We start from the raw sequence: 20,407 nt of genomic DNA, 5'->3' as shown, positions 1-20,407 counted from the left end.
CTTGGGTCAGCGATTCCTTGGAGGTGTACGGCGCACGGCGGGCCGCACAACGCGCGGTCCGTCGCCCTCGACGGTGGTCACCCCGCGCAGCCGCAGGGCGTAGCCGTCGGGATGGCGCAGGTCGGCGGATTCCAGCGCGTCGGGCCGGCGTCCGTACTGGGCCGCCACGCGCGCCACGGTGCGCACGAAGCGCTTCGTGCGTGCCTCGACGTCTTCCGGCGTGCCGCCGCCCAGCTCCAGCGCCGCGCCACCCGACAGGGATGCGCGCCAGCTGCCGCGCGTGGACAGCTCCAGCGTCGCGAGGTGCGCGCCCAGGGGCTCCACCACCGGGGCAAGCCGCTGGTACATGCGCATCACCGCTTCCGACTGGCCCTGCGGGCCCTGCAGGCGGGGCAGTTCGTCGTCTTCCAGGTCGTCGGCGCCGGCCTCGAAAACCTCGCCGCGGGTGCTGAGCAGGGTCGCCCCTTCTTCCGGCCCCCAGTAAGCGAAGGCGTCGTGTTCCTGCAGCTCCACGCGCAGGCCGTTGGGGAACTCGCGCCGCACCAGCGCGCGGCGCACCCACGGCACCTGCTCGAAGGCTTCGCGCACGGCGGCCAGGTCCATGGTGAAGAAGTTGCCCACCAGGTGCGGGCCGACGTTGGCGCGCAGCGTCACCGCGTTGTTGTGCACCAGTTCGCCCTGCACCACGATGCGCCCGATCGCGAACATCGGGTGGTGCCGCGCCCACGAACCGGCCGCCACCAGCACGGCCGCGGCGCAGCCCACGAACAGGACCGTCGCGGTCCAGTTCATGAGCTTCACGTCCAGCGGTGCGGGCAGCGTGTTCGTGGTCATGCGGCTCCCGGATGCCCTGCGGCGTCCACCTGGCCCTGGCGGGCGTCGAGCGACGCCCCCGCCAGGATGCGCAGGCACAGTTCCTCGTAGCTCACGCCCATGGCGCGCGCCGACATGGGCACCAGCGAATGGCCGGTCATGCCGGGAGAGGTGTTGATCTCCAGCAGGAAGGGCTTGCGGTCGCTCGCGCGGATCATGATGTCGGCGCGGGCCCAGCCGCGGCACTGCAGCGTGCGGAATGCCTCCACCACCAGGCGCTGGATCTCGCGCTCCTCCTGCGCGGGCAGGCCGCTGGGGCAGTGGTACTGCGTGACGTCGGTGAAATACTTGTTCTGGTAGTCGTAGTTGCCCTCGGGCGCCACGATGCGGATCACCGGCAGCGCATGGGCGCCCGCGCCCTGCCCCAGCACGGGGCAGGTCGTTTCCTCGCCGTCGATGAACTGCTCGCACAGCACCTCGGGGTCGTAGCGCGAGGCCAGGCGGTAGGCCTGCTCGCACTGGCCGGGCGAGGTGACCTTGGTCAGCCCGATGGTCGAGCCCTCGCGCGAGGGCTTGACGATCATGGGCGAGCCCAGTTCATCCAGGGCCCGTGCGGTCTCGGCAGCGCTCGACACCAGCCACCAGTCCGGCGTGGGCAGGCCCTCGAAGCGCCAGATGCGCTTGGTCATGATCTTGTCCATGGCGATGGACGACGCCATCACGCCCGGGCCGGTGTAGGGAATGCCCAGCAACTCCAGCGCGCCCTGCACGGTGCCGTCCTCGCCGTGCCGGCCGTGCAGCGCGATGAAGCAGCGCGCATAGCCATGGCTCTTGAGTTCGGAGAGGTCGGACTGCGACGGATCGAAGGCGTGCGCGTCCACGCCGCGCGCGCGCAGCGCCTGCAGCACGCCGCCGCCGGACATGAGCGAGACCTCCCGCTCGGCGGAGTCGCCGCCCATCAGGACCGCGACCTTGCCCAGGGCACGCACGTCGATTTCGGAATCTTTCAGGCCCACAGCCATCACCGTCCTTCCTGCACCGCCGGCGCCTCGGCCCGCAGCATCTCCACCACCTTCGCGGGCACGGCGCCGATCGAGCCGGCTCCCATGCACAGCACCACGTCGCCACCGCGCGCGTTGTCCGCGATGCGCCGCGGCAACTCGCCGATGTCGTCCACGAAGACGGGCTCCACCTGCCCCGCCACGCGCACCGCACGGGCGAGCGAGCGGCCGTCGGCCGCCACGATCGGCGCCTCGCCGGCCGCATAGACCTCGGTGAGCAGCACCGCGTCGGCGCTGCCCATCACCTTCACGAAGTCCTCGAAGCAGTCGCGCGTGCGGCTGTAGCGGTGCGGCTGGAACGCCAGCACCAGGCGGCGGCCCGGGAAGGCACCGCGCGCCGCGGCGAGCGTGGCCGTCATCTCCACCGGATGGTGTCCGTAGTCCTCGATCAGGGTGAAGGTGCCGCCGCCCTGCGCGGGCAGCTCGCCGTAGCGCTGGAAGCGCCGGCCCACGCCCTTGAACTGCGCGAGCGCGCGCAGCAGCGCATCGTCGGGAATGTTCAGTTCCACCGCCACGGCAATCGCCGACAGCGCGTTGAGCACGTTGTGCTCGCCCGCGAGGTTCAGCACCACGTCCAGGTCGGGCAGCGTGACGCCGTTGCGGCGCTGCACCCGAAAGTGCATGCGGCCCGCGTCGGCCCGCACGTCCACCGCGCGCACCTGCGCATCCTCGGAGAAGCCGTAGCTCGTGACGGGGCAGGTCACATCGGGCAGGATCTCGCGGATCGCCGGGTTGTCGGTGCAGAGGATGGCCGTGCCGTAGAACGGCATGCGGTGCAGGAAATCCACGAAGGCCGACTTCAGGCGGCCGAAGTCGTGGCCATAGGTTTCCATGTGGTCGGCGTCGATGTTCGTCACCACCGCCATCACGGGCAGCAGGTTGAGGAAGGACGCATCGGATTCGTCGGCCTCCACCACGATGTACTCGCCCTGCCCCAGCTTGGCGTTGGCGCCCGCGCTGTTGAGGCGTCCGCCGATCACGAAGGTGGGGTCCAGCCCCGCTTCCGCGAGCACGCTGGTCACGAGGCTGGTGGTGGTGGTCTTGCCGTGCGTGCCGGCGATCGCGATGCCGCGCTTGAGGCGCATCAGCTCCGCCAGCATCAGGGCGCGCGGCACCACCGGGATCTTGCGCTCGCGCGCCGCGAGCACTTCGGGGTTGTCGGACTGCACGGCAGTGGAGGTGACCACCGCGTCGGCACCCTCGATGTGCGCTGCCGCATGGCCCACGTGGGTGGCGATGCCCAGCGCGGCCAGGCGGCGCAGCGTGGCGCTGTCGGCCAGGTCCGAGCCCGAGATCTCGTAGCCCAGGTTGAACAGCACTTCGGCGATGCCGCACATGCCGGCGCCCCCGAGCCCCACGAAATGGATGTGGCGGATGGCGTGCTTCATGCGGTCAACTCCTCGCACGCGTTCGCCACCTCGCGGGTGGCGTGGATCTTCTGCATCGTCTTGGCTTTCAGCGCGCGCTCCAACAGCACTTCGCGCTCCGTATTTTGTAGCAATTGCGCCAGCGCCTCGGCGGAGAGGTCGCGCTGCTGCACGAGCCAGCCGCCGCCGGCGTCGGCGAGGAAGCGGGCGTTGGCCGTCTGGTGGTCGTCCACCGCGTGCGGGAAGGGCACGAAGACGGCCGCCGCGCCCACGGCGGCGATCTCGGTCACCGTGCTCGCGCCCGCGCGGCAGACGACGAGGTCGGCCTCGGCGAACGCGGTGGCGGTGTCGTCGATGAAGGGGGTGAGCGCGGCCTCGACGCCCGCGGCGGCGTAGTTCGCGCGCAGCGCATCGATCTGGGCGGCGCCGCTCTGGTGGGTGACCACCGGGCGCCGTTCCGGGGGAATGAGGGCCAGGGCCTGGGGCACGATGTCGTTGAGCGCCTTCGCGCCCAGGCTGCCGCCCACCACCAGCAGGCGCAGCGGGCCGCTGCGGACCGCGAAGCGCGCCTGCGGCTCGGCCTGCCGCGTGAAGGCGGTGCGCAGCGGGTTGCCCACCCAGGCGCCCTTGCGCAGCGCGTCGGGGAAGGCGGTGAAGACCCGGTCGGCCACGCCGGCCAGCACCTTGTTGACCAGGCCGGCCACCGAGTTCTGTTCATGCACCACGAGCGGCTTGCCGCAGAGCACCGCCATCATGCCGCCCGGGAAGGTGACGTAGCCGCCCAGCCCCACGACCACGTCGGGCCGGACGCGCCGCACCACGGCGAGTGCCTGCCAGAACGCGCGCAGCAGGCGCAGGGGCAGCAGCGCCAGCGTGGCCAGTCCCTTGCCGCGCACGCCGGAGAAGTCGATCGGCTCGAAGGCGAAGCCCTGCGGGGGCACGATGCGCGACTCCATGCTGCCGGGCGTGCCCAGCCAGTGCACGGTCCAGCCGCGCGCGCGCAGTTCTTCCGCCACGGCCAGGCCGGGGAAGATGTGGCCGCCGGTGCCGCCGGCCATGACGAGGGCGGTCCTGGGAGCGGTGCTCATACGCGGCCTCCGCGCATGAGATGCTTGTTTTCATAGTCCACCCGCAGCACCACCGCGATCGCGACGAGGTTCATGAGGATGGCCGAGCCGCCGAAGCTCATGAGCGGCAGGGTCAGGCCCTTGGTGGGCAGGGCGCCGAGGTTCACGCCCATGTTGATGAAGGCCTGGAAGCCCATCCAGATCGCCACGCCCTGCGCGACGAGACCGGCGAAGACACGGTCGAGCGCGATGGCCTGGCGGCCGATGTGCATGATGCGGCGCGTCATCCAGAAGAACAGCGCGATCACGACCAGCACGCCGACGAGGCCGAATTCCTCGCCGATCACGGCGAGCAGGAAGTCGGTGTGGGCCTCGGGCAGCCAGTGCAGCTTTTCCACGCTGCCGCCCAGCCCGACGCCGAAGATCTCGCCGCGGCCGATGGCGATGAGCGAGTGCGACAGCTGGTAGCCCTTGCCGAGCGCGTGCGCTTCGCTGAAGGGGTCGAGGTAGGCGAAGATCCGCTCGCGCCGCCAGGGGCTGCCCATGACCATGATGGCGAAGGCCAGCACCAGCACGGCGGCGATGAGGAAGAACATGCGGGCGTTGACGCCGCCCAGGAACAGGATACCCATGGCGATGATGGCGATCACCATGAAGGCGCCCATGTCGGGCTCGGCCAGCAGCAGCACGCCCACGACCGCCACCGCCACGCCCATGGGCAGCACGGCGCGGAAGAAGCGCTCCTTCACTTCCATCTTGCGCACCATGTAGTCGGCCGCGTAGATCAGCACCGCGAACTTCGCGAGCTCCGAGGGCTGGAAGTTCATGATGCCCAATGACAGCCAGCGCCGCGCGCCGTTGACCACCGTGCCCACGTGCGGCACCAGCACCGCCATCAGCAGGACGATGGAGAGCACGAACAGCCAGGGCGCGACGCGCTCCCATACGGACATGGGCACCTGGAAGGCGAGCAGCGCCGCCACGAAACCCATCCCCAGCGCGAAGATGTGGCGCATGAGGAAATGGGTGGGCGCGATCTTGCCGAAGCGCGGGTTGTCGGGCATGGCGATGGAGGCCGAATAGACCATGACCAGCCCCCAGGCCAGCAGCGCGACCACCACCCAGAGCAGGGCCTGGTCGAACCCGAGCACGCGCGCCGGGGTGGTCGTGGTCTGGCGGTACTCGGTGCCGCCGACGCGCACGGGCAGCACGTCGGCCGCGGGCGCGGCGCCGCGGCCAAACCAGCCGGCCATCCGCTGGCGCAGGCCCTGCGGGGAGGTTGCAGCAGCGCCCGCGCTCATGCCAGCCCCCCTTCCAGCGCCTGCCCGGCCTCGTCCGCGAGCGCCTGCACGGCCTCGCGGAACACGTCGGCGCGGTGTTCGTAGTTGCGGAACATGTCGAAGCTCGCACAGGCGGGCGACATCAGCACCGCATCGCCCGCATGGGCCCGCTGCGCGGCCAGGCGCACGGCCTCCGGCAGCGTGGGCGCATCGACCAGCGGCACGCCCGCATCCCGCAGGGCGGCGCGGATCTGCGGACCGTCGCGACCGATGAGCACCGCGGCGCGCACGTAGCGCGACACCGGCATGGCCAGCGGAGAGAAGTCCTGGCCCTTGCCGTCGCCGCCCAGGATCACCACGACGCGGCGGTCGGCACCCAGGCCGCCCAGCGCGGCCACCGTGGCGCCCACGTTGGTGCCCTTGCTGTCGTCGAAGTACTCCACGTCGTTCACCCGGCCCACGGGCTCCACGCGGTGCGGCTCGCCGCGGTATTCGCGCAGGGCATAGAGCATGGGCGCGAACGCGCAGCCGGCCGCATGCGCAAGCGCCAGCGCGGCCAGCGCGTTCACGGCATTGTGGCGGCCGCGGATGCGCAGCGCGTCGGCCGGCATGAGCCGCTGGATATGCAGATCTTCCTCGGCGTGGCTGCGCGTGCGCCTGGCCGTCTCGTCGGACTCCTGCGCGCGGACCAGCCAGGCCATGCCGTTGACGGTCTCGATGCCGAAATCGCCCGGCCGCTGGGGCATGTCCGCCCCGAAGGTCACATGGGCGCGCAACTGCGGCTTCTGCAGCTTCACGCGCACGGGCGGCGGCAGCATGCCCATCACGGCGGCGTCCTCGCGGTTCAGCACCATGAGGCCGGATTCGCCGAAGATCCGGGCCTTGGCGCGCGCATAGGCTTGCATGTCTCCGTGCCAGTCGAGGTGGTCCTGGGTCACGTTGAGCACGGTCGCCGCGGTGGGCTCGAAACCGGCTGCGCCATCGAGCTGGAAGCTGGACAGCTCCAGCACCCAGGCCTGGGGCAGGGTGTCGGCATCCAGGTGGCGACCCAGGGTGTCGAGCAGCGTCGGGCCGATGTTGCCGGCCACGGCCACCGAAAGGCCCGCGCATTCGACGAGCAGGCCGGTGAGCGAGGTCACCGTGGTCTTGCCGTTGGTGCCGGTGATGGCCAGCACCGCGGGCGCGTAGCCATGGGAGGCCTTGAGCGCAGCCAGCGCCATGGCGAAAAGGCCGAGCTCGCCTCCGGTGGCGATGCCGTCGGCGCTGGCCGCGACGAACACCGGGGCCACGGTATCGGGCGCCAGGCCCGGCGACCGATAGACGGCATGCAGGCCGTGGCCCTGCACCAGCGCCGCGTCGAACGCGCCCGCGACGAAGCGCACATCGGGCAGCTCGGATCGCAGCACCGCCAACTGCGGCGGAGCCTCGCGGGTATCGGCCACGGTCACGTCCTCGGCGCCGCAGCGCACGCACCAGCGTGCCATGGCCAGCCCCGAGGCGCCCAGGCCCAGGATGAGGATGCGGCGGCCCGCCAGCGGGCGCAGCGTGTCCGCCGGACGGCCGAGGGGTTCGGCGGGCTCGACACCGTCCGCGGGAGCGTCCGTCGCCCCGGCAGCGTCATCCCCGGGCGCCTCGCCCACGTCGGCGGCATCGGCTGCAGGGGATGCCTCGGGCTGGACATCCGCGAAGATGCGGGCCACGAACTCCGCGGCCGCCTGCGCGGCGGAAACGCGCGGCGCGGTCATGTCGAATCCGTCCGCCAGCGCCGCCGGTTGCGCAGCGGTCTCTGCCACCGGCTCCGGGCCGCCTCCGGCCTCCACGGCCAACGGCGCGTCGGCGGTGCCGGCGGCTTCGGTGGCGTGCGCTGGCGCGCAGTCCCCGGCCGGGCTTTCAGCTGCCGCGTTCCCGGCTGCAGGGCCGTCGGCTGCCAGGCTTTCGGCTGGCGCAGGCGCCTCCTCCGCCACGGCGGCGGGACGGGGCCATGGCGCGGCTTCGGCGCCCAGGGGGGCGCCGGCGGCGGGATGGAGGTCGCGATCGGTCGGATTCATCGCAGCTTGAGCGTGGTGAGGCCGATCAGGCACAGCAGCATGGTGATGATCCAGAAGCGCACGACGACCTGCGTCTCCTTCCAGCCGCTCTTCTCGAAGTGGTGGTGCAGCGGCGCCATCTTGAGCAGGCGCCGGCCCTCGCCATGGCGCCGCTTCGTGTACTTGAACCAGGTGACCTGCAGCATCACCGAGAGGGCCTCGACCACGAAGATACCGCCCATGATGGCGAGCACGATTTCCTGGCGCACGATCACGGCGATGGTGCCCAGGGCGCCGCCCAGCGCGAGCGCGCCCACGTCGCCCATGAAGACCTGCGCCGGATGGGTGTTGAACCAGAGGAAGGCCAGCCCCGCGCCGGCCATGGCCGAGCAGAAGATCAGCAGTTCGCCCGCACCGGCGATGTTGGGAAAGAGCAGGTACTTGGAATACACCGCGCTGCCCGTGACGTAGGCGAACACCCCCAGGGAGGCGCCCACCATGACCACCGGCATGATGGCCAGGCCGTCCAGCCCGTCGGTCAGGTTGACCGCGTTGCTGGAGCCCACGATGACGAGGTAGGTCAGGATCACGAAGCCCAGCACGCCCAGCGGGTAGCTCACTTCCTTGAAGAACGGCACGAGCAGGCCCGCCTGGGGCGGCAGGTCCATCGAGAAGCCCGACTGGATCCAGGTGATGAAGAGTTCGAACACGCGCGCATTGGAGTTCTCGGAAATGCAGAACACCAGGTAGAGCGCGGCCACGATGCCGATGACGGACTGCCAGAAATACTTCTCGCGCGAGCGCATGCCCTCCGGGTCCTTGCGCACGACCTTGCGCCAGTCGTCCACCCAGCCGATGGCGCCGAAGCCCAGGGTGACGGCCAGCACCACCCAGACGAAGCGGTTGGACAGATCGAACCACAGCAAAGTGGAGATGGCGATGGCTCCCAGGATGAGCACGCCGCCCATGGTGGGCGTGCCGCTCTTGGACAGGTGCGATTCCATCGCGTAGCCGCGGATCGGCTGGCCGATCTTGAGCGCGGTGAGCATGCGGATCACCTTCGGCCCCGCCAGGAGCCCGATGAGCAGCGCCGTCATGGCCGCCATCACCGCGCGGAAGGTGAGGTACTGGAAGACCCGGAAGAAACCGAATTCGGGCGACAGGCCCTGCAGCCACTGGGACAGCATCAGGAGCATGCGACACCCCCTTGCGCGGTGGTACGTGCACATGCTGCAGCGCCATGGCCGCTGCCTCCGGGGTGGATCTGCGACACCGCATCCGGCGCCTCCAGCGCCTGCACCACCTGTTCCATCTTCATGAACCGCGATCCCTTCACCAGCACGCTGCCCGTCGAGGGCGCGGCGTCCCGCACCGCCGCGAGCAGCGATGCCATGTCGTCGAAATGCCGTGCCTGCGGCCCGAAGGCCTGCACGGCGTGAATGCCGAGCGCTCCCAGCGCGAACAGCCGCTCGATGCCGCGGTCGCGCGCATGCGATCCCGCTTCCGCATGGAACTGCGGCCCCTGGTCGCCGACCTCGCCCATGTCGCCCATCACCAGCAACCGCGGGCCGGGCAGTTCGCCCAGCACGTCGATGGCCGCATGCATGGAATCGGGGTTGGCGTTGTAGGTGTCGTCCACGGCCGTGATCCGGCGGGTGCCGCCGCCCGGCTGCGGCACCGCGGCCGTGAAGGCGCGCGAACGGCCCTTCACCGGCTCGAAGGCCGCGAGGCCGCGCGCGATGGCGTCGAGCGGAGCTCCGGCGGCCAGCGCGCAGGCCGTGGCGGCCAGTGCGTTGGCCACGTTGTGGCGCCCTGCGATGCGCACGGTGCCATCGAATCCGCCCTGCGGCGTGTCGATGTGTATGTTCCAGGCGCCGGAATCCCACTGCGCACGGGTGCAGCGCACGTCCGCCGTGGAGCCGGGCTCCATGCCGAACGCGAGGCAGCGGCGCGCGCCGGCCAGGCCGCGCCAGAGGGGCGCGTAGGCATCGTCCCCCGGGAATACCGCCACGCCGCCGGCCTGGAGCGCGGAGATCACCGAGCCGTTCTCCTCCGCCACCGCCTGCACCGTGTGCATGAATTCGAGGTGCTCGCGCTGGGCGTTGTTGACCAGCGCGACCGTGGGCTGCGCGATGCCGGCAAGCACCGCGATCTCGCCCGGGTGGTTCATGCCGAGCTCGATCACCGCGGCCTCGTGCCCGGCGCGCAGGCGCAGCAGCATGAGCGGCACGCCGATGTCGTTGTTGAAGTTGCCTTGCGTTGCAAATGCGGCGCCGCCCTTCCAGGCGCGCAGCACCGCCGCAGTCATCTGCGTGACGGTGGTCTTGCCATTGCTTCCGGTGACGCCGATCAGGGGCAGGTCGAGGCGCGCACGCCAGCCCGCCGCCAGCGCGCCCAGGGCGGCCAGGGTGTCCGGCACCTCGATGCCGGGCAGGCCGGCGGTCTCCAGCCGACCCGGATGGGCCAGGGCCGCCGCCGCGCCGCCCGCACGCGCCTGCGCGAGGAATTCATTGGCGTCGAAGCGCTCGCCCCGCAGCGCCACGAACAGGTCGCCCGGCTGCAGCGTGCGCGTGTCGGTGTGCACGCGCACGATCGGCGTGTCGGGCCCGCCCACCAGGCGTGCCTGCGGAATGCGGGCCTGCACGAGCGCGTGCGCCTGCTGCAGCGTGAGCATGGGAGTGCCGGTCATGCCGCGCCTCCCGTATCGCTGCCGGCCGCCGACCCGCGCTGCGCCAGCGCAGCGCGGGCATGGGCGGCATCCGAGAAGGGCCGGCGCACGCCCGCTGTCTCCTGGTAGTCCTCGTGGCCCTTGCCGGCGATGAGCACCACGTCGCGCACGTCCGCTTCGGCGACGGCGCGAGCGATGGCCGCATCGCGTTCGGGCTCGGCCTGCACCGTGGTGCCCGCCACCGTGCCCAGCAGGATCTCGTGCAGGATGGCGCCCGGCGCCTCGTTGCGCGGGTTGTCGCTGGTCACGATCACCGCGTCGGCGCGCTGCTGCGCGATGCGGCCCATGAGCGGCCGCTTGGCCCGGTCGCGGTTGCCGCCGCAGCCGAAGACGCACCACAGCCGCCCGCCGCGCTGCTCCGCCACGGGCCGCAGCGCCTGCAGGGCCTGCTCGAGCGCATCGGGCGTGTGGGCATAGTCCACGGCCACCAGCGGCTGGTCCGGTTCGTGGATGAGTTCCATGCGGCCGGGCACGGGCGCGAGCTGCGCGCAGGCCCACAGGGCGTGTTCCAGTGGAATGCCCAGCGCGCGCAGGGAAGCGACCACGGCGAGCAGGTTGTGGATGTTGTAGTGGCCGATCACGCGCGTCTGCAGCACGTGGGCCTGCACCCCTTCGGCCACCGTGAAGCGCAGGCCGCCCTCGCCCCACGTGATGTCGCGGGCCTGCAGCCGGGCCGGGCCGGTGAGCGAGGTGGTCCACAGGTCGATCGGGCGCTGCGCGAGCGTGCCCGCCAGTTCGCCGCCGCGGGGGTCGTCGATGTTCACGACCGCGGCCTGCAGTCCGGGCCAGTCGAAGAGCGCGCTCTTGGCCTGCCAGTAGGCCGCCATGCCTGCGTGGTAGTCCAGGTGGTCCTGCGTGAAATTGGTGAAGACGGCCAAGCGCAGGCGCATGCCCGCCAGGCGGTGCTCCGCGAGCCCGATGGACGAGGCCTCGATGGCGCAGGCGCCCAGCCCGTTGGCCACGAAGCCGGCGAAGGCCTGCTGCAGCCGCACGGGATCGGGCGTGGTCAGGCCCGTGCCCTCCAGCGAGGGCGGCACGCCCACGCCCAGGGTGCCGATCAGGCCGCAGCCGCCACGGGGGGCCAGACCGCTGCCCGCGAGCAGGTTGAGCGCGTGGGCGAGCCACCAGGTGGTGCTGGTCTTGCCGTTCGTTCCGGTCACCGCCACCACGTCCAGGCGGTGCGTGGGCATGCCGAACCAGTCGGCGGCCAGCAGGCCGGTGGCGGCCTTGAGGTCGCGCAGCGCCGCCACGCCTTCGGCGCCGAAGCGGAAAGCCTCCACGCCCTCGCGCTCCACCAGGCAGGCCGCCGCGCCGCGCGCGAGCGCCTCGCCCACGTGCATGCGTCCGTCGGTCGCCGCGCCGGGCCAGGCGATGAAGATGTCGCCGGGCTCGACCTGGCGGCTGTCCGTGCGCAGCGCGCCGTGCGGGGCATGGGCGCGCAGCCACTCCAGCGCCTCCGGCACGGAGCCGAGCAGCGGGGGCGCGGGGTGCACCGGGGGGGACACGGGCTCGGTCATAGCGACTCCTCCACGCCATTGGAGACGATCCGGGGCTTGACGGCCATATCAGGCGCCACGCCCATCATGCGCAGCGTCTGCTGCACCACCTCGCTGAACACCGGCGCGGCCACGGCGCCGCCGTAGAACGAGCCGGCGCTGGGCTCGTCGATCATCACGGCGACGATGATGCGCGGCTTGTCGATGGGTGCCATGCCGGTGAACCAGGCGCGGTACTTGCCGGAGGCATAGCTTTTGCCCACCTGCTTGCGCGCCGTGCCGGACTTGCCGCCCACGGAATAGCCTACGGTCTGGGCCTGCTGGCCCGTGCCCCCCGGGCCTGCCGCCATCTGCAGCATCTTGCGGATCTGCGAGGCGGTGCGCTCGGAGAACACCGGCACGCCCACGGCGGGCTCGCTCGTCTTGAGCATGGTGGCGGGAATGATCTTGCCGCCGTTGGCGAACACCGTATAGGAGCGCGCCATCTGCAGCAGGCTGGCCGAGAGGCCGTAGCCGTACGACATGGTGGCCTGCTCCACCGGGCGCCAGGTCTTGTAGGGGCGCAGCCGGCCGCTCACCACGCCGGGGAAATGGATCTGCGGCTTCTGGCCGAATCCCGCGGCGGAAAAGGTTTCCCACATCTCCCTGGCCGGCATCTGCATGGCGATCTTGGTCGTGCCCACGTTGCTGGACTTCTGGATCACGCCTTCCACGGTCAGCACGCCGTAGTTGTGGGTGTCCGAGATCGTCGAGCCGGTGATCGTGACGCGCCCGGGATTGGTGTCGACGATGGTGTCGGGCCGCACGCGGCCGGTCTCGAGCGCGAGGCCGATGGTGAACGGCTTCATGGTCGAGCCGGGCTCGAACACGTCGGTGATGGCGCGGTTGCGCAGCTGCTCGCCGGTCAGGTTCTGGCGCTTGTCGGGCACGTAGCTCGGGTAGTTGGCCAGCGCCAGCAGCTCGCCGGTGTGCGCGTCGATCACCACCACGCTGCCCGCCTTGGCCTTGTGCAGCGCCACCTGGTCGCGCAGCTTCTGATAGGCGAAGAACTGCACCTTGCTGTCGATCGACAGTTGCATGTCCTTGCCATCGACGGGCGGCACCTCGGCACCCACGCCTTCCACGACGCGGCCCAGGCGGTCCTTGATGACGCGGCGCGAGCCGGGCTTGCCGGCCAGGTCCTTGTCGAACGCCAGTTCCACGCCTTCCTGGCCATGGTCTTCCACGTTGGTGAAGCCCACCACGTGCGCGGCCGATTCGCCCTCGGGGTACTGGCGCTTGTATTCCTTGCGCTGGTAGATGCCCTTGATGTCCAGGGCGGCGATCTGCACGCCCACGTCCCAGTCGAGCTGGCGCTTGATCCAGACGAAGGTCTTGTCCTCGTCCGCCAGCCTGGCCTGCAGGGCAGACAGCGGCATGTCCAGCAGTTTGGCCAGCTGGCGCAGCTTGGCCTGCACCTCGGGGTTGTCCTGCTCCACGTCTTCGGGAATGGCCCAGATGCTGGCGGCCGGCACGCTGGAGGCCAGGATCAGTCCGTTGCGGTCCAGGATGCGGCCCCGGTTGGCGGGCAGTTCCAGCGTGCGTGCGAAGCGCACTTCGCCCTGGCGCTGGAAGAAGTCGTTGCCGAACACCTGCACGTACGCCGCGCGCCCGGCCAGCGCCAGGAAGCCCAGCGCCACCATGGCGACGATGAACTTGCTGCGCCAGACGGGCGTCTTGCTCGCGAGCAGCGGGCTGGAGGTGTAGAGGACGCTGCGGCTCATCGGCGAGCTCCCGCAGGCGCCGTGGCGGCGGAGGCGCCCGCCGCCGGTGCGGTGGGGGTCGGCACGGGCGTGCCGTCGTCCGTCACGTACTGGGTGATCGCCGGCGTGGCGGTGCGCATCTGCAGCCGGTCGCGCGCGAGCTTCTCCACCCGCAGCGGCGTGGCCTGGGCGCGCTTTTCGACCTGCAGCCGCTGGTGCTCCGTCTCCAGGCGGCGGGATTCGCTGACGGCGCGGTCCAGTTCGGTGAACAGCAGGCGCGACTCGTACTGCGTGCGCACGAGGTAGAGCGCGCTGGCCAGCACGCCCACCAGCAACACCAGGCTCAGGCGCGTCATGCCGGCACCTCCGTGCGCTCGGCCACGCGCATCACGGCGCTGCGCGCGCGGGGGTTGGACTCCACCTCGGCGGCATCCGGCTTGATGCGGTCCAGCGCCTTCAGCCGCATCGGCTGCGGCGTGGCGAACGGCGCGCGGCGGTCGTACACCTCCCTGGAGTGCTGCGCGATGAACTGCTTGACGATGCGGTCTTCGAGCGAATGGAAGCTGATCACCGCGAGCCTGCCGCCCGGTGCGAGCACGCGCAGGCTGGCCTCTAGCGCGGCCTGCAGCTCCTCAAGCTCTGCGTTGATGAAAATCCGAAGAGCCTGAAAGGTCCGGGTCGCGGGGTTCTGGCCGGCCTCGCGGGTCTTGACCGCGCCAGCCACGAGCTGGGCCAGCTCGGAGGTGGTGCGCAGCGGGCCGCGCTCCGCGCGCCGAGCAACAATCGCCTTTGCAATGGGGCCAGCAAACCGTTCTTCACCGTATTCACGAATCACCTCCGCAATCTGCCCCATGTCGGCCGTCGCCAGCCAGTCGGCCACGCTCTCGCCGCGCGTGGTGTCCATGCGCATGTCCAGGGGGCCGTCGAACCGGAAACTGAAACCGCGCGCGGGGCTGTCGATCTGCGGCGAACTCACGCCCAGATCCATGAGGATGCCGGCCGCGCTGCGCTCGGGCAGGTCGGCCAGATGGCGAAAACCCTCGTGCCGAATGGAAAAGCGCGCATCGGTGATGCGCGCTGCTTCCTGGATCGCCTCGGGGTCTTTGTCGAAAGCCACGAGGCGGCCCTGCGGCCCCAGCCTCTCCAATATCCTGCGCGAATGCCCTCCCCGGCCGAAGGTCGCGTCGATCCAGACGCCGGCGGGCGAGGGGCCGGCGCCCCCCAGCAGGGCATCGACCGCCTCGTCCAGCAGGACGGTGGTATGCAGCAGTGTCGTGGTGTCCGCCATGGCCTTCAGAAAGAAAAGTCCTTGAAGGCTTCGGGCATCTCGCCCTGCATGGCCTGGGCTTCCTGGGCCTCGTAGGTGGCCTTGTCCCAGAGCTCGAAGTGGTGGCCCATGCCCAGCAGCATGGTGTCCTTGGTGATGCCCGCGGCCTGCCGCAGTTCGGGCGCCACGAGCACACGGCCCGTGCCGTCCATTTCCACGTCCTGGGCGTTGCCCAGGAAGATGCGCTTCCACCACTGGGCCGACATCGGCAGCTCGGCGATGCGCTCGCGGAATTTCTCCCATTCGGGACGGGGGAAGACCATGAGGCAGCCGTGGGGGTGCTTGGTGATGGTGAGCTGTCCGCCGGCCGTCGCGCTCAGGACGTCACGATGCCGGGTGGGCACGGAAAGCCTACCCTTCGCATCCAGACTCAGCGATGACGCCCCTTGAAACACCGTTAGACCCCGACAGGTTGTCGCCGCCACTTCCCGCCGAGAACGGGGTTGGAGGGCACTTTTCACCACTTAATTGCACTTTTTTGCACTGTAGCAGGAAAAGGCCCGATCGCAAGATCGGGTGCAACAAAGTTTTGCAATGAAATCAACGACTTAGCGCTGATTGCAAACGTATATCGGGGATGATTTCCCTTCCCGGATAAGCACTTAGCAAATGCTGTGGAAGTGATACCTTAGGGTCTGGCGCCAACGTGGAATGGGAACAGGACTCCGGCGCCCTGCCCGGCCGCCCAGCCCTCGCCGCGGCCCAGGCAAAACCGCCGCCCGGCGGCTGGCGTCCGGGCGGCGGCTCGATGGCGTGAAAAGACCCGCGAAAAACTCCGCAAGTCTGTAGGAAAAGATCGCTTCTTACAGGATGTAGCGCGAAAGATCTTCGTTCTGGCTCAGGCTCGCGAGGCGTCCGTCCACGTAGGCGGCATCGACGCGCACGGTCTGGCCGGAGAGTTTCGCGGCGTCGAAGCTCACCTCGTCCAGCAGCCGCTCCATCACCGTGGACAGCCGGCGCGCGCCGATGTTCTCGGTGCGCTCGTTCACCTCGAAGGCGATGCGGGCCAGGCGGGTGATGCCCTCGGGGGCGAACTCCAGCGTGACGCCTTCGGTCGCCAGCAGCGCCTGGTACTGCTTCACCAGGGAGGCATGCGTCTGGGTCAGTATGGCCTCGAAATCCCCCACCGAGAGCGACTCCAGTTCGACGCGGATGGGGAAGCGCCCCTGCAGCTCGGGGATCAGGTCGCTGGGCTTGGCGAGGTGAAAGGCGCCCGAAGCGATGAAAAGGATGTGGTCGGTCTTCACCATGCCGTATTTGGTGCTCACCGTGGTGCCCTCCACCAGCGGCAGCAGGTCGCGCTGCACGCCCTGGCGGGAGACGTCGGAACCGCCCGCTTCCTGGCGCGTGGCGACCTTGTCGATCTCGTCGATGAACACGATGCCGTTCTGCTCGGCATTCTGCAGGGCGCGCGTCCTGACCTCCTCTTCGTTGACCAGCCTGCCCGCCTCCTCGTCGGTGAGCAGCTTCAGCGCCTCGGCGATCCGGAGCTTGCGCGTCTTGCGGCGCTCCTGGCCCATCTGGCTGAACATGCCGCGCAGCTGTTCGGCCATTTCCTCCATGCCCTGGGGGCCCATGATCTCGAGCTGGGGCCGGGCATCGGCCAGGTCGATCTCGATCTCCTTGTCGTCCAGCCGGCCCTCGCGCAGCTTCTTGCGGAACACCTGGCGCGCGGTGCTGTCCGCGGGCTGATCCCCCGTCGTGCGCGCCGTGGGGATGAGCACGTCGAGGATGCGGTCCTCGGCGGCGTCCTCGGCGCGGGCACGCACCTTCTTCACGTCGGCTTCGCGGGTCTGCTTGACGGCCACCTCGACGAGGTCGCGCACGATGGAATCCACGTCCTTGCCGACATAGCCCACCTCGGTGAACTTGGTGGCCTCCACCTTGATGAACGGGGCGTCCGCCAGCCGGGCGAGGCGGCGGGCGATCTCGGTCTTGCCGACGCCGGTGGGGCCGATCATCAGGATGTTCTTGGGGGTGATCTCCTGGCGCAGTCCGGGATCGACCTGCTGGCGGCGCCAGCGGTTGCGCAGCGCGATGGCGACAGCGCGCTTGGCACCCGACTGGCCCACGATGTGGCGGTCGAGCTCGGAGACGATTTCCTGGGGGGTCATGGAAGACATGGTGGACACTCGGGAAAGGACGGGCCGGGAACCGGCAGGCAAAAGGGCGAAGGGCGCGGGGGCGTCAGAGCGTCTCGACGGTGTGGTGCATGTTCGTGTAGATGCACAGCTCGCCCGCGATGGCGAGCGACTTGCGCACGATCTCCTCGGCGGACAACTCGGTGTGGTTCAGCAGTGCCTTGGCAGCCGAATGCGCATACGCGCCGCCCGATCCGATGGCCACGATGCCCTGCTCCGGCTCCAGCACATCGCCGTTGCCGGTGATGATGAGCGAGGCGCTGGCATCCGCCACGGCCAGCATGGCCTCCAGGCGGCGCAGCACGCGGTCGGTGCGCCAGTCCTTGGTGAGCTCGATGGCGGCGCGCGTCAGGTGGCCCTGGTGCTTCTCCAGCTTGGCCTCGAAGCGCTCGAAGAGGGTGAAGGCATCGGCCGTGGCGCCCGCGAAGCCCGCGAGCACCTTGCCGTGGTGCAGCTTGCGCACCTTGCGCGCCGACCCCTTGACGACAATGTTGCCGAGCGTGACCTGCCCGTCGCCGCCGATGGCGACCTGGATGGTGCCGTCCGCGGCCTGGCGGCGGACGCTGAGGATGGTGGTGCCGTGAAACTGTTCCATAGCGTCCGGAATTGGGGATGGACGCCCGGATTGCAACAGCCCGCCGGCCGGCCTGCGCGCCGCCCCGCGGGGGACGGACTCAGTTCTGCCGCGGAACGATGCGCGCGTGCTCGTGGATGCCGATGACGTTGAAGAACACCGCCACCAGCCGCGGCACGTGGGTGAAATGCACCACATGTCCCAGCGCCTGCTGGGCGGCGGTCCAGTTCAATACGGAGCCCGCGGCGGCGAAATCCACCCGCGCGAGCCGGTCGCAGCGGATGGCGAAGGGCACGCCGGCATGCAGGTGTGCCTCCATGGGCTCGAGAACGGCCGTCGCGTCGCCCTCGATGTGCCCGGACAGCACGGCGGCCGGCGCCGAGGCCTCCAGGCCGCCCGGCTGGGAGGCCGGCTCGCCGAAGCCCGAGGAGAAGGCATCGGCGTCGAAGGACACGGTGGCCGCGCCCGGGGGGCCGCCGGCACCGCCTCCGTCGTCGGAATAGCTGCATTTCGGGGGCATCCAGGACGGGGGGGAGACCTCGTAGGTGACGCAGTAGTCCAGCGCGACCAGCTCGAACTCGTCGGGCCGGCCCATCAGCCGCAATGCCGCCATGCGCAGGCGCCACCAGTCCGGCGGAACGCTCCTGTCGCCGGAGGGCGTGCGGGCCTCCAGCAGGCTCGCCAGGGCGTCCACGCCCTTGAAGACGATGCCGTCGGAGCGGTCCGCCCACTGCCCGAACTGCTGCGCCAGGCCCGGGACGGCGCCGTCCTCGATCGTCATCAGGCGCGACCAGGAGAAGGTCCAGGGCGGAGCGGACGCACGGGCCACGGAAGCCTGCAGCGCGGCCACGGACTGCGCCGTGAGCACCGAAGGCGCGTTCCAGAGGAATTCGCGCTGCCCGCCGCCGGCGGATTCGGCCGCGGCCGCCGCCGAGGGGGACTGCAGCCCCAGCAGTTCGGGCATGGAGAACCACAGCGGCGCAGAGCGGCCGAACCGGGCGGCGAAATCGATGGCGAGCGACTCGAAACGCCCGTGGTCGCCCGTGGCGCGGTAGAAATCGAAGAGCGCCATCCAGAATTCGGCCTGCCGCGCGGGGTCTTCGTCGCCCTCGTGCTGCGCGAGCGCCTCCAGCAGGCCGGCCTCCGCGCCGGCATAGTCGCCGTTCGCGAAGCGGATCGCGGCCTCTTCCAGGTCGGGCTCGTGCACGAAGGGGGGCGGCTCGGGCGCCACGTAGACGCGCACGGGGTGCGACGGTGGGTCGGCCCGCTCGGTGAGCAGCGGGGGCGCCAGCGGGCGCGAGCCCTCGGCGGAGAGCGTCCCGGGAAAGGCCTGGGGCACCGTGGCAGCCATGAAGTCCGTCGCGGGCGGCAGGCTTTCACCGGAGAACAGGGACTGCACGCCGGGCTCCGACAACCCTGCCGGCAGGCTGGCCGGGGCGGTGGGCGCGAAGGCGCGGGCATGCGCCGCGATGGTCGAATCGGAGGCGCCGAAGGACGCCGGCTCGGTGGACGCCAGGCCGGCCGGGGCCGTAGCGGCCGCGGGCTGCTTGCTCTTCCACCACTGCTGGGACATCTGCGCTTCGATCTCGTCGATCTTCTTGAGCGTGACGGCCCGGTCGTCCGGCGAGGTCATGCTGGTATGGAAGAACGAAGGCCGGGCGGTCTGGTCGTCCGACCGCTGGCCGTGGAGCGCCTCGCGCTGGCGCAGCTTGCGCAGCTGGTCGAATTCTCGGCGCCGCACGAAGTCGTTGCGGCGCTTGCGCTCGATCATCTCCTTGAGCATCTGCTTGCTGTACTGGCTCTCGCGCTCCTCGTCGATGGAGTCGAGCTCATTCCAGTTGACGGTGGGATTGCGCACGAAGCGCACCACCTTGGACAGCAGGCCGCGGGAGGAATCTTCCTTGCTCATGGATCGTCGTGGCTGGAGGGCACGCGCCTCGGCACGGGGGTCGGGCGGACGGGTACGGAAAACGGCGGGGCGGGCCGGTCGCGGAGGCTGCGAGGCAGGCGCAGCGCCGTCAATCCCCGAACATCTTCTGCTTGAGCTCCCGGCGCTGCTGCGCCTCGAGGGACAGGGTGGCGGTGGGGCGCGCCAGGAGGCGGCCGACGCCGATGGGCTCGCCGGTCTCGTCGCAGTAGCCGTAGTCGCCCGCATCGATGCGCGCGATGGACTGCTCGATCTTCTTGAGGAGCTTGCGTTCGCGGTCGCGGGTGCGCAGTTCCAGGGCGTGCTCTTCCTCGATGGTGGCGCGGTCGGCCGGGTCGGGCACCACCACGGTGTCCTCGCGCAGGTGCTCGGTGGTCTCGCCCGCGTTGTTGTGCATGTCCTGCTTGAGCTGCACGAGCTTGTGCCGGAAGAAGGCCAGCTGCTTCTCGTTCATGTATTCGCTGTCGGGCATGGAAAGCACCTCGGCGTCGGAGAGCTCCTCGGCCGGCTTGGTCTTCCAGTTGTTGGCCAGCTTCGGGTCTTTCTTGGCGGCCGCGACGGGCGATTGCGCTTGCAGGGTCGTAGGCATGATGTGTATTAGGCTGGCTGCGCCGGCGGGGTGGCCGGCGACGGTGCCGTGGATGGTACGGTCAATTGCTCCAAACGGGAAGGATGCCGCCTCCTACGTACGGCGATTTCCACCGGAATGGGACGGCGGCGAGGCAAACCCGGTCCCGCCCGTGCCGCCCGCCCTGCCAAAAGCGGTCGATGCAGCGGCGGTTGTCCTCCCGTTTTTGCCGGGGCGCGATTGTATCGGCCGATCCACGGACTGCGCGGCCATCCCCCGCGAAGTAGTG

At 70.3% G+C, this 20,407-nt stretch carries 17 protein-coding genes; all 17 read right to left on the bottom strand.

Going from position 1 to position 20,407, the window contains the following annotated elements; all coding sequences use genetic code 11:
• Positions 1-6 precede the first annotated feature (6 nt).
• On the bottom strand, positions 7-834 hold the full coding sequence (locus tag BLR05_RS16395; protein WP_092836093.1) for a cell division protein FtsQ/DivIB: 828 nt from the start codon (positions 832-834) through the stop codon (positions 7-9).
• Complete coding sequence (locus BLR05_RS16390; RefSeq protein WP_092836091.1) at positions 831-1,835, bottom strand: D-alanine--D-alanine ligase; 1,005 nt, start codon at positions 1,833-1,835, stop codon at positions 831-833. Before BLR05_RS16390 ends, BLR05_RS16395 begins: the two co-directional genes overlap by 4 nt.
• Positions 1,835-3,262: a UDP-N-acetylmuramate--L-alanine ligase gene (murC, locus tag BLR05_RS16385; RefSeq protein WP_092836089.1), complete on the bottom strand. Its 1,428-nt coding sequence runs from the start codon at positions 3,260-3,262 to the stop codon at positions 1,835-1,837. The genes BLR05_RS16390 and murC overlap by 1 nt, the downstream gene beginning before the upstream one ends.
• Entirely contained in the window at positions 3,259-4,329 is a 1,071-nt protein-coding gene (gene murG / locus BLR05_RS16380; RefSeq protein ID WP_092836087.1) for an undecaprenyldiphospho-muramoylpentapeptide beta-N-acetylglucosaminyltransferase, read from the bottom strand. The genes murC and murG overlap by 4 nt, the downstream gene beginning before the upstream one ends.
• On the bottom strand, positions 4,326-5,609 hold the full coding sequence (gene ftsW / locus BLR05_RS16375; protein ID WP_092836085.1) for a putative lipid II flippase FtsW: 1,284 nt from the start codon (positions 5,607-5,609) through the stop codon (positions 4,326-4,328). Before ftsW ends, murG begins: the two co-directional genes overlap by 4 nt.
• Positions 5,606-7,636 (bottom strand): UDP-N-acetylmuramoyl-L-alanine--D-glutamate ligase, encoded by a 2,031-nt coding sequence (gene murD, locus BLR05_RS16370; protein WP_192883854.1) that lies wholly within the window; start codon positions 7,634-7,636, stop codon positions 5,606-5,608. Before murD ends, ftsW begins: the two co-directional genes overlap by 4 nt.
• Complete coding sequence (gene mraY, locus BLR05_RS16365; protein ID WP_092836083.1) at positions 7,633-8,811, bottom strand: phospho-N-acetylmuramoyl-pentapeptide-transferase; 1,179 nt, start codon at positions 8,809-8,811, stop codon at positions 7,633-7,635. Before mraY ends, murD begins: the two co-directional genes overlap by 4 nt.
• The gene (locus BLR05_RS16360) at positions 8,802-10,304 is read right to left on the bottom strand and encodes a UDP-N-acetylmuramoyl-tripeptide--D-alanyl-D-alanine ligase (RefSeq protein ID WP_092836081.1); all 1,503 of its coding nucleotides are present in this window, start codon (positions 10,302-10,304) and stop codon (positions 8,802-8,804) included. Before BLR05_RS16360 ends, mraY begins: the two co-directional genes overlap by 10 nt.
• Complete coding sequence (locus tag BLR05_RS16355; RefSeq protein ID WP_092836079.1) at positions 10,301-11,860, bottom strand: UDP-N-acetylmuramoyl-L-alanyl-D-glutamate--2,6-diaminopimelate ligase; 1,560 nt, start codon at positions 11,858-11,860, stop codon at positions 10,301-10,303. The genes BLR05_RS16360 and BLR05_RS16355 overlap by 4 nt, the downstream gene beginning before the upstream one ends.
• The gene (locus tag BLR05_RS16350) at positions 11,857-13,602 is read right to left on the bottom strand and encodes a peptidoglycan D,D-transpeptidase FtsI family protein (RefSeq protein ID WP_092836076.1); all 1,746 of its coding nucleotides are present in this window, start codon (positions 13,600-13,602) and stop codon (positions 11,857-11,859) included. Before BLR05_RS16350 ends, BLR05_RS16355 begins: the two co-directional genes overlap by 4 nt.
• Positions 13,599-13,937 carry a cell division protein FtsL gene (ftsL, locus tag BLR05_RS16345; RefSeq protein ID WP_092836074.1) on the bottom strand — a complete coding sequence of 113 codons (339 nt, stop codon included), beginning with the start codon at positions 13,935-13,937 and terminating at the stop codon, positions 13,599-13,601. The genes BLR05_RS16350 and ftsL overlap by 4 nt, the downstream gene beginning before the upstream one ends.
• Positions 13,934-14,869, bottom strand: a complete 936-nt coding sequence (gene rsmH, locus BLR05_RS16340; RefSeq protein ID WP_092836072.1) for a 16S rRNA (cytosine(1402)-N(4))-methyltransferase RsmH — start codon at positions 14,867-14,869, stop codon at positions 13,934-13,936. Before rsmH ends, ftsL begins: the two co-directional genes overlap by 4 nt.
• 5 nt (positions 14,870-14,874) lie before the next feature.
• On the bottom strand, positions 14,875-15,303 hold the full coding sequence (gene mraZ, locus BLR05_RS16335) for a division/cell wall cluster transcriptional repressor MraZ (RefSeq protein WP_013593218.1): 429 nt from the start codon (positions 15,301-15,303) through the stop codon (positions 14,875-14,877).
• 408 nt (positions 15,304-15,711) lie between these two features.
• Positions 15,712-17,031 carry an ATP-dependent protease ATPase subunit HslU gene (hslU, locus tag BLR05_RS16330; protein WP_092836070.1) on the bottom strand — a complete coding sequence of 440 codons (1,320 nt, stop codon included), beginning with the start codon at positions 17,029-17,031 and terminating at the stop codon, positions 15,712-15,714.
• Between the two features lie 64 nt (positions 17,032-17,095).
• Positions 17,096-17,644 carry an ATP-dependent protease subunit HslV gene (gene hslV / locus BLR05_RS16325; protein WP_019700865.1) on the bottom strand — a complete coding sequence of 183 codons (549 nt, stop codon included), beginning with the start codon at positions 17,642-17,644 and terminating at the stop codon, positions 17,096-17,098.
• Positions 17,645-17,723: 79 nt separating this feature from the next.
• A complete protein-coding gene (locus BLR05_RS16320; protein WP_092836068.1) occupies positions 17,724-19,532 on the bottom strand; it encodes an STAS domain-containing protein in 1,809 nt (602 codons plus the stop codon).
• Positions 19,533-19,641: 109 nt separating this feature from the next.
• Complete coding sequence (gene dksA / locus BLR05_RS16315; RefSeq protein WP_011793966.1) at positions 19,642-20,139, bottom strand: RNA polymerase-binding protein DksA; 498 nt, start codon at positions 20,137-20,139, stop codon at positions 19,642-19,644.
• Positions 20,140-20,407: the final 268 nt, after the last annotated feature.

The sequence above is a fragment of the Paracidovorax cattleyae genome, assembly GCF_900104515.1.
GTDB lineage: Bacteria > Pseudomonadota > Gammaproteobacteria > Burkholderiales > Burkholderiaceae_C > Paracidovorax > Paracidovorax cattleyae.
Note: the sequence above shows the minus strand (reverse complement) of the source record. Positions and strands in the feature narration are given on the sequence as shown.

What these genes read in the sequence shown, in the direction of transcription:
- BLR05_RS16395 (WP_092836093.1), bottom strand. Translation starts at nt 834, where the DNA reads ATGACCACGAACACGCTGCCCGCACCGCTGGACGTGAAGCTCATGAAC.
- BLR05_RS16390 (WP_092836091.1), bottom strand. Translation starts at nt 1,835, where the DNA reads ATGGCTGTGGGCCTGAAAGATTCCGAAATCGACGTGCGTGCCCTGGGC.
- murC (WP_092836089.1), bottom strand. Translation starts at nt 3,262, where the DNA reads ATGAAGCACGCCATCCGCCACATCCATTTCGTGGGGCTCGGGGGCGCC.
- murG (WP_092836087.1), bottom strand. Translation starts at nt 4,329, where the DNA reads ATGAGCACCGCTCCCAGGACCGCCCTCGTCATGGCCGGCGGCACCGGC.
- ftsW (WP_092836085.1), bottom strand. Translation starts at nt 5,609, where the DNA reads ATGAGCGCGGGCGCTGCTGCAACCTCCCCGCAGGGCCTGCGCCAGCGG.
- murD (WP_192883854.1), bottom strand. Translation starts at nt 7,636, where the DNA reads ATGAATCCGACCGATCGCGACCTCCATCCCGCCGCCGGCGCCCCCCTG.
- mraY (WP_092836083.1), bottom strand. Translation starts at nt 8,811, where the DNA reads ATGCTCCTGATGCTGTCCCAGTGGCTGCAGGGCCTGTCGCCCGAATTC.
- BLR05_RS16360 (WP_092836081.1), bottom strand. Translation starts at nt 10,304, where the DNA reads ATGACCGGCACTCCCATGCTCACGCTGCAGCAGGCGCACGCGCTCGTG.
- BLR05_RS16355 (WP_092836079.1), bottom strand. Translation starts at nt 11,860, where the DNA reads ATGACCGAGCCCGTGTCCCCCCCGGTGCACCCCGCGCCCCCGCTGCTC.
- BLR05_RS16350 (WP_092836076.1), bottom strand. Translation starts at nt 13,602, where the DNA reads ATGAGCCGCAGCGTCCTCTACACCTCCAGCCCGCTGCTCGCGAGCAAG.
- ftsL (WP_092836074.1), bottom strand. Translation starts at nt 13,937, where the DNA reads ATGACGCGCCTGAGCCTGGTGTTGCTGGTGGGCGTGCTGGCCAGCGCG.
- rsmH (WP_092836072.1), bottom strand. Translation starts at nt 14,869, where the DNA reads ATGGCGGACACCACGACACTGCTGCATACCACCGTCCTGCTGGACGAG.
- hslU (WP_092836070.1), bottom strand. Translation starts at nt 17,031, where the DNA reads ATGTCTTCCATGACCCCCCAGGAAATCGTCTCCGAGCTCGACCGCCAC.
- hslV (WP_019700865.1), bottom strand. Translation starts at nt 17,644, where the DNA reads ATGGAACAGTTTCACGGCACCACCATCCTCAGCGTCCGCCGCCAGGCC.
- BLR05_RS16320 (WP_092836068.1), bottom strand. Translation starts at nt 19,532, where the DNA reads ATGAGCAAGGAAGATTCCTCCCGCGGCCTGCTGTCCAAGGTGGTGCGC.
- dksA (WP_011793966.1), bottom strand. Translation starts at nt 20,139, where the DNA reads ATGCCTACGACCCTGCAAGCGCAATCGCCCGTCGCGGCCGCCAAGAAA.